Below are 7,253 nucleotides of genomic sequence, written 5' to 3' on the forward strand. Positions count from 1 at the left end.
CTGATTTTCTGTAAATCGTTTTGCTTTCATATAGCTAATTTAAAATTAAAATTCAATACGAAACGCCTCGCTGGCGCTTCGGCTAAACTCTAATCTCAAATGGCCGACTTTCAGGTAAGCTTACAAATTGTTCATATTCATCAAGACTTTCTACTTTTATTTTTGGGTTTACTTCCAAATTATTTGTTTCAAATTTTTTTAAAACAGTTTCAGTATAAAACTCTTGACCAAGAAATCTTTTGTTATGATTTTCTTTAACAATTTTCATCAAATACTCATTCGTTCTTCTTCCGGCTTTTTTAATATTGTCAAACTTTTTATGCTTTAAATAATATTCGATTATATCTAGAACATTATATATTTTCTCATTATTTAACACATTATATGTCCTAACATCAATTTTGCCTTCTTTCAATAATCTAAATATTGAAATTTCTTTTAACTCTGAATTTTTTTTGATTTGTTCATTATTTTCTGCTTCGTCAAAAGGGCTTGTCATTTTTATTTCCGGAAAAAAATTTGAATATTCATTTACAAGTGCGATTAAATCGTTATTTGAATTTCTCCCAACATTTCTTATTCTAATAAAAGTAAGATTTTCTTGATAATATTTAATTAATTCAGATAGGGTATAGATATTTGCATCTTCTAAAACATCATATAAACGAGTGTTTATTTTCCCTTCTAATAAAAGTTCCTTGATGTTTTTGTCCTCAAAGCTTAACTCTTTCTCTTCCATTATTAAAACTTTTTTCTCAAAAATATGAAAATTGGTTTATTTTTCTTAGTTATTCGAAGTTTTTTGCTTCGCATTATGTTTTTATTTCATTTTATTTTTTTAATGCAACCGGGACAAAATGCTCTTTGCACCCACGTATTTTGCCCGGGAGCTGTGGCATAGTTTACTCCGGAATGGTGGCATACTTTGCTCCGGAATAGTCAACCCGTCACCCCAAATTCTAAAATAAATACTTTTATTGATGCAAGTATCAAATAAAATTTATCACGACTAGAGATACAATTGATATTATTATCCAGAGTGTTACACCTTGAAGAAGAGGTCTGAAACCAACCGATTTCAAAATTGTTTTTGATAATCCACTACCTATTAGAAACAATGTCAGGGTTAACCCGGCTTTTGCAATATTTACAATAATATAATTATATTGTTGTATAAACGGAAAATATGAATTTAGAAACATTGCTATTATAAATAATCCAATAAAATATGGAATTTTTATTTTACTTTTTTTATTTTTAAAAATAAAGGTTGATAAAAATGCGATGGGTATTATCCATAAAGCTCTTGTTAACTTTACTGTTGTAGCAACTTCCAAAGCTGTATTACCATATTTGCATGCAGCGCCAACTACCGAACTGGTATCATGTATTGCTATTGCACACCATAAACCAAATTGAGTTTGTGATAAATTTAATTTATGCCCGATTACAGGGAAAATAAACAAGGCAATAGAATTAAGAATAAATATTGTACCCAATGCAACCGAAATTTGCTTCTCTTCAGCTTTTATCACGGGCGAAATTGCTGCAATAGCACTTCCACCACAAATTGCTGTTCCTGATGAAATCAAATAAGATGTTTTCTTTTCTACTTTAAAAATTTTACTTAACAAGAATCCTATTACCAACGTTCCAATTATTGAAAAAACGGTAAACAAAACGCCTGTTTTACCGGCATTTATCGCACTAGTTACATTCATACCAAAACCAAGTCCGACAACAGAAATTTGCAACAAAATATGGGTAGCTTTGTGACTTAAATGTTTGAATGGATTTCCAATAAATAACGCAATAAATAAACCAAGTAACAAAGCTATTGGTGGTGAAGCAAATGGTGATAAACTAAAAATGATTGCAATAATAAAAATTAGTTCTCTAATTGTTATTCTAATGCCAAAGAACTTTTTTTGTACAGTTTGTTCATCAGTTTTTTTTATTCCGTTTTCCATGACGTTGCTTTGTTAATTTATAAATAATTTTGTCGTTTAATAACAGCACAAAATTCAGCAAAAACAAAATGTCAAAGAAATCGTTTTTATTTATGCTATATTACTTAAAATTATAATGACTTGCAAATCGCATAAAAAAATCAGGTAAACTTTCGGCTTCTCCATGCTTTTGAATGAAATAAAAGTATCGTTCGATGTTAAGACCGTTTACATCAATAATACAACATTCATTATTGTGAAGTTCTTTTAATATTGAATGAATTGAAAGAAACGCCAACGTATTTGAATTTAATAAATATGATTTTATACTTTCGGTACTTCCTAATTGCATTTCAATGTTCAACTGAGATATTTTTATCCCAAACGGTTTTAAATTGTACGCAATTACTTCTAGCGTTCCTGAACCGGGTTCTCGTAATAATATAGGGATTTTTAGTAGTTCATCAAGTTCAATAGTTTGTCTTTTTGCCAGTGGATTTTTTGTACTTGCAACTAATACCAATTCATCTTTTACAAATTCAGTATATTTGAATAATGAATTCTTTGATTGACCTTCAATTATTCCAAGGTCAATATCATTGTTTTGTAAAAAATGTTCAATTTGTTCGGTATTATTATTAAAAAGTGTAATTTTTATGTCTTTAAATTTCTGGTGAAAAGTTGCCAATACAGGCGATAAAACGTATTGAGCAATCGTAGTGCTTGCTCCAATCCGCAATATTCCACTATGTCTTTGAGTAAGACTATTTATTTCAAATTCCAGGTTGCGATAAATTGCAAACAATTGGTCAGAATATTGCAATAAGGTTTCACCTGCTTGTGTCAGTTTTATTTTAGTGCCGTTTCGTTCAAATAATTTTACTTTGTAATGATTTTCAATTTCTTGAATATGTTTAGTAATTGCAGGTTGAGTAATATACAATTCTTCCGCAGCTTTTGTAAAATTAAGTCGTTTTGCAACCGTGTTAAAAACCTTTAATCGAAAATCAAACATATATTAAACCTATATTTATTGTATTAAATTTCAAAGTATATCAAACATGTTTTGTATTCATTTTTCTGTTTTGATAACCGCTAACTATTGGCTTGCTGTAAGTCCATTTACAAACGCTTACAAACGTATTTTTTTCAAATATAAAAAATTTTATCTACCAAATTTTGTTTATTGTATTTTTTTTGCCCGCCGGGACAAAATGCACTTTGCACCCACGTATTTTGCCCGGCTGCCGGATCGCTATTTTTGTAAGAATAGTATCGTAGCAGCTTTAACATAATAGGAGTTATAAAACAGGCAGGCATAAGCAGCAGGGTCACAAGGTAAACGATAGCTTCGCCGCTGGGCGAGTTGAACATGGGTGCTGCCTGTCAGTTATAACTTATATTATGTAAAATTGCCGCACCTTCCGCCACCCACAAAAGCCATCCCACAACAAACCTTTAATATTGAACTTCTCGGGCTGTCATAGTTTTTGCCAAGCCCTATAGTATCGGTTTCCCCATCCTAATATAAAATCAGCAGGGCAGTGCCTTCCCGGACACAAATACATAAGCAGCAATGGTCTTTCCCATAATAAAAAAAATTATACCCTCTCCGTCGTAAAGGCATTATCAGTTCATTCATTACACCTGCATTCCATTCCGCTGACGCTTCCACTACGTTTCAGCAACGCTGCATTTCATTTCGATTTCGTTCATTTCACTCATAATGGCAAGTTATGCATTAGGCGCGGGCGAACTAATGCATTAGTTGACATTATCCCGCCTTAGAAAATGTTTCCCGGTTTATCGGGATTACATTTTCTTTGTCGATTGCACAAACATGAAAAATGTTTTGTGCAATAGTGGATAATTGCATTTGCACACAAGCCAACAAAACCTTTCGGCGGTATTGCAGCTTATTCCTTTGTGGCTGCCAATGCTGCCCGCTGATTTTATGCCCTCAGCACACCGATGCTCCCGCAGCACGTGCACAAAACTACGCCAGCCCTCATCAGGTTTCTGCCAACGCACCAATAATGTACTTCGTGATTTTTTTATCCCAAGCGCCCTGACCCTATGGTTTTGTCATGGTTTTTGTTAAGCCACGCTGCTGCATGCAAAGCTCTCTCACTTCGTTCCGCTACACCTCGACAGTCCGCTTCGCTACCTGATCTCGGTTACGCTCCTCTCAGTTCATTCGCTATACTTTCGCAGCCGCACATAATAAAGCTGCTCCGTACCTCCGACAGCTATATTATTTTTCCCGACACACAACAAAAAACCACGCCAAAACCGCCATCGCTGCCACCAACCCCCACCCAACCACCCTTAAATACAGGTAATACAATCTTTATAGGATTGTGAGCTTAAAAGAATTTTCTGTTTTTTGTTGATTTAATTCCTGTATGTGTCTTTTTTGAAAAGCCTTTTAATCCAGCTAAAATGTTGAATTAAATGTACTATGATCAAAATAGAAAGTACAATGCCCAGCTTGTCGTGGATTTCAATAACATGCTTTGCCTGTAATTTATCTTCAATAAAAAACCAGGATATAATTGAGGTAATCGTTGCCAATAAAAAAATAATGCTCAGCCAAAGGCTATTCTTTTTTACTCTGGTTCCGTTTTTTAATCTTCTTTTTGTAAATGCCATTTTCAACCAGTTCCAGTGCAGATAAAGGTGTAATAATATCGTTATAATGCTTATTACAGCACATGCTTTATGAAGTATCAGCCAGTCGGCTCTGTCTAATCCCCATACAGCACAACTGTCATTATATCTTTTCATGTGATAATTGAGCTGTATTAAAAGTCCAGTAAAGGCCAATAATGAAACAGGCAGCAACGATATTAAATTTATCCAGAAATTAAATTTGGCTTTTCTTATTTTTAGGGTCATATCATTTTTTAATTATAACTTCTAATATTTGCTATCTGACCTTCCTTTAGTAGCAATGCTTTTGCAGATACTTCTCTTTTTACAAATTCTGTCTCAACTTCTTTAAACCTTTTGTCTTTACGGAGGAATGCTCTGATTTCTTCAAAATTCATAGCAGTAACGTTTTATTTAAGTTCCAAAAATAATAAAACAAAATGTTACTATCATAAAAGGTTGTATTTCCTTTTATTACTTGTATCTCAGCGGTATCATTAATAAAACCTTATGCAAAGATAAGCTGCCACCGCTCTTGCAAGGTCAAGCAAGTTTTGCAAAAAAAATCTCCACACTCCTGCTTTTATAGGACTTTTTTATAGTGGCAGGAGGTAGTATTTTTTTTGCAAAAACCTTGCAATTCAGCCCGCACACGCGCTTTTTTGCTGCATACAGGTTTCATTAATGATATATTTTTTCTATTAGCGGGGCGACAGCCCTGCCATTTTGCGCTGAAAAACTTTTCATTACTTATCAACAGTACTGTTAAAAGGGTAATCCGAAGCAAGACACTCCATAAACTACGATTACCAAGCATTTCAGCCGTTAAAACTTCTAAAACCCCCGTTTTCATTGTAAATTTGTAGTAAACAAATAAAATAAATATCATGATACACAACATCGCAAACTTCGTCATTGGAACGGCATCAACAGCAGGTGCAGCCACTGCACTTTCAGAAATTGATCCCGGACAATTCGGCTCCCTGGGTGATCTGATAAAATATCTGATTAGCATAATAGGAGGAATCCTGGCTACCGTGATCATCAACCTTTTGAAGAAGAAATTCCCGGAATGGTTTGATAAGCAGAAAAAAGCAAAAACGAATTAATTCCATATCATCTCCATATCAAGCCCACTTAATTTTTATGTAATCAACCCCAAATCCAATTAATAACCCCTAAACCCCAAAATCATGGCAATTGTTCAAAACCCCATCACCGGCAGAACCAAACAGAAATTTGCGTCAGCCGTCTTCTCCAAACAGTTCGGAAAGAACACAATGAGAAGTAAACCCATCGAAGTTAAAAACCCCAGAACACCGGAGCAGGTAAATCAGCGGAACAAGTTCTCCCTGATGATCGCCCTGGCACGACAGCTTCTGGGAATGCTCCGTCTTTCTTTCAAAAACATGGCTGTAAGCATGTCGGCCTTCAATTCTTTTGTGGCCTCCAACATCAAAACCGCCATCACGGGTACCCCGGGCAGCTATACAATCGATTATTCCCTGCTTGTCATCTCCAAAGGCCCGTTGTTTAAAACCTCGAATATCACGGCCGGAAATGAACTGGCCAGCAAGGTGAAAAGAACCTGGGCACCTCCCATTGATCCGCTTGATTCGGCAAATCTCGACCTGTTATATGCCGCAGCTTACAACGAAGACAAAAATGAATGGTTTTTCGGCCCCACCGCCACCACCAGGCAGACCGGCCTCGATCAACAGGATGTCCCCGCCACATGGTCAAGTGACACGGTTCATGTTTATTCCTTTTTTGTAAGCCCTGATGGTGCACAATGCAGCGACAGCGTTTACAGCGGAACCGTGGTAGTTCTTTAATCAATAATCATTGGCTGCACTTTAAAAGGGCTTTTCCTTCATGGAAAGCCCTTTTTTGTGGCCACACAAATAACATTAAAATAAACCTCAAAAAATTTACATCATGGCAACAGTAAAAAATGGTTTTCTCGGCGATGCCATTGGAAAGATCGGCAACGTAATTTTTCGCAAATGGAATTCCCTGATCACAGTATCAAAGTACCAGCCTCTGGTAAAAAACCCAAACACATTAGCGCAGCAGTTACAGCGACAGAAAATCAAAAACCTTTCACTGGCATTGCAACCATTCAAAGACAATGTAATTCCCCTGAACTTCAGGAACCGGAACGGCCGGTCGACTTCATGGGCCGAAGCCATCAAAGCAAATTACCCTATAGTTGATGAAAGCGGCAAGATCATTTTTCAAAACATGATTCTTTCATGTGGGTCCATGCTGCCCCCTTTGATTTTCAAGTTCGATTACAATCCCTTTATTGATATGTTTTATATCGAGTTTAGTACGGTCAATATGGGCGATATTGATTTCAACAGAATCAGGTTAACAGCAGTGGGCCGGTTGATATTTGATAATTCATTCAATACAGCCAATATCTGCAAACTGCCCTTTAAAAATCGCTTTTCCACTTACATTAATGAAATGTCTTTTCCTGACTGGCCATTGAATTTCGATTTCGACAATGCCTGGTCTGAGGGGATGCTTTTCTACAATATTATTAATGATCCTTTGCGTGATGTCCGGGCATACAATCCGGCCAATATTATCAACAGCCCTTCTGCAGGCGCTTATTTTAATACGGATTTTAAATTTGATAACTTT

At 35.6% G+C, this 7,253-nt stretch carries 10 protein-coding genes; 4 read left to right on the forward strand and 6 right to left on the reverse strand.

Annotation, left to right across the window (positions count from 1 at the left end):
* Nucleotides 1–82: 82 nt before the first annotated feature.
* From M0R16_13180 to M0R16_13190, 3 genes are all read right to left on the reverse strand, one after another.
* The gene (locus M0R16_13180) at nucleotides 83–739 is read right to left on the reverse strand and encodes a hypothetical protein (protein ID MCK9613824.1); all 657 of its coding nucleotides are present in this window, start codon (nucleotides 737–739) and stop codon (nucleotides 83–85) included.
* Nucleotides 740–989: 250 nt separating this feature from the next.
* Nucleotides 990–1,970: a putative sulfate exporter family transporter gene (locus M0R16_13185; GenBank protein MCK9613825.1), complete on the reverse strand. Its 981-nt coding sequence runs from the start codon at nucleotides 1,968–1,970 to the stop codon at nucleotides 990–992.
* 100 nt (nucleotides 1,971–2,070) lie between these two features.
* Complete coding sequence (locus M0R16_13190; protein MCK9613826.1) at nucleotides 2,071–2,964, reverse strand: LysR family transcriptional regulator; 894 nt, start codon at nucleotides 2,962–2,964, stop codon at nucleotides 2,071–2,073.
* Between the two features lie 1,067 nt (nucleotides 2,965–4,031).
* Between M0R16_13190 and M0R16_13195 the strand changes: the two genes are divergently transcribed.
* On the forward strand, nucleotides 4,032–4,313 hold the full coding sequence (locus M0R16_13195; GenBank protein MCK9613827.1) for a hypothetical protein: 282 nt from the start codon (nucleotides 4,032–4,034) through the stop codon (nucleotides 4,311–4,313).
* Between the two features lie 30 nt (nucleotides 4,314–4,343).
* On the opposite strand, the gene M0R16_13200 is transcribed toward M0R16_13195, so the two are convergent.
* From M0R16_13200 to M0R16_13210, 3 genes are all read right to left on the reverse strand, one after another.
* A complete protein-coding gene (locus M0R16_13200; protein ID MCK9613828.1) occupies nucleotides 4,344–4,847 on the reverse strand; it encodes a DUF4405 domain-containing protein in 504 nt (167 codons plus the stop codon).
* Between the two features lie 8 nt (nucleotides 4,848–4,855).
* Nucleotides 4,856–4,999 (reverse strand): hypothetical protein, encoded by a 144-nt coding sequence (locus tag M0R16_13205; GenBank protein MCK9613829.1) that lies wholly within the window; start codon nucleotides 4,997–4,999, stop codon nucleotides 4,856–4,858.
* Between the two features lie 185 nt (nucleotides 5,000–5,184).
* Nucleotides 5,185–5,454, reverse strand: coding sequence for a hypothetical protein (locus M0R16_13210; GenBank protein ID MCK9613830.1), 270 nt, complete (start codon nucleotides 5,452–5,454; stop codon nucleotides 5,185–5,187).
* A gap of 34 nt (nucleotides 5,455–5,488) precedes the next feature.
* Between M0R16_13210 and M0R16_13215 the strand changes: the two genes are divergently transcribed.
* The 3 genes from M0R16_13215 to M0R16_13225 all read left to right on the forward strand — a co-directional run.
* Nucleotides 5,489–5,710 (forward strand): hypothetical protein, encoded by a 222-nt coding sequence (locus tag M0R16_13215; GenBank protein MCK9613831.1) that lies wholly within the window; start codon nucleotides 5,489–5,491, stop codon nucleotides 5,708–5,710.
* A gap of 84 nt (nucleotides 5,711–5,794) precedes the next feature.
* The gene (locus tag M0R16_13220) at nucleotides 5,795–6,436 is read left to right on the forward strand and encodes a DUF6266 family protein (GenBank protein MCK9613832.1); all 642 of its coding nucleotides are present in this window, start codon (nucleotides 5,795–5,797) and stop codon (nucleotides 6,434–6,436) included.
* A gap of 103 nt (nucleotides 6,437–6,539) precedes the next feature.
* Nucleotides 6,540–7,253 (forward strand): hypothetical protein (locus M0R16_13225; GenBank protein MCK9613833.1); only part of this gene is annotated, 714 nt, incomplete at its 3' end.

The sequence above is a fragment of the Bacteroidales bacterium genome (genome assembly GCA_023228145.1).
Taxonomy (GTDB): Bacteria; Bacteroidota; Bacteroidia; order Bacteroidales; family CAIWKO01; genus CAIWKO01.

Coding starts and splice junctions, on each gene's coding strand:
- M0R16_13180 (MCK9613824.1), bottom strand. CDS start 739: ATGGAAGAGAAAGAGTTAAGCTTTGAGGACAAAAACATCAAGGAACTT.
- M0R16_13185 (MCK9613825.1), bottom strand. CDS start 1,970: ATGGAAAACGGAATAAAAAAAACTGATGAACAAACTGTACAAAAAAAG.
- M0R16_13190 (MCK9613826.1), bottom strand. CDS start 2,964: ATGTTTGATTTTCGATTAAAGGTTTTTAACACGGTTGCAAAACGACTT.
- M0R16_13200 (MCK9613828.1), bottom strand. CDS start 4,847: ATGACCCTAAAAATAAGAAAAGCCAAATTTAATTTCTGGATAAATTTA.
- M0R16_13205 (MCK9613829.1), bottom strand. CDS start 4,999: ATGAATTTTGAAGAAATCAGAGCATTCCTCCGTAAAGACAAAAGGTTT.
- M0R16_13210 (MCK9613830.1), bottom strand. CDS start 5,454: ATGAAAACGGGGGTTTTAGAAGTTTTAACGGCTGAAATGCTTGGTAAT.
- M0R16_13215 (MCK9613831.1), top strand. CDS start 5,489: ATGATACACAACATCGCAAACTTCGTCATTGGAACGGCATCAACAGCA.
- M0R16_13220 (MCK9613832.1), top strand. CDS start 5,795: ATGGCAATTGTTCAAAACCCCATCACCGGCAGAACCAAACAGAAATTT.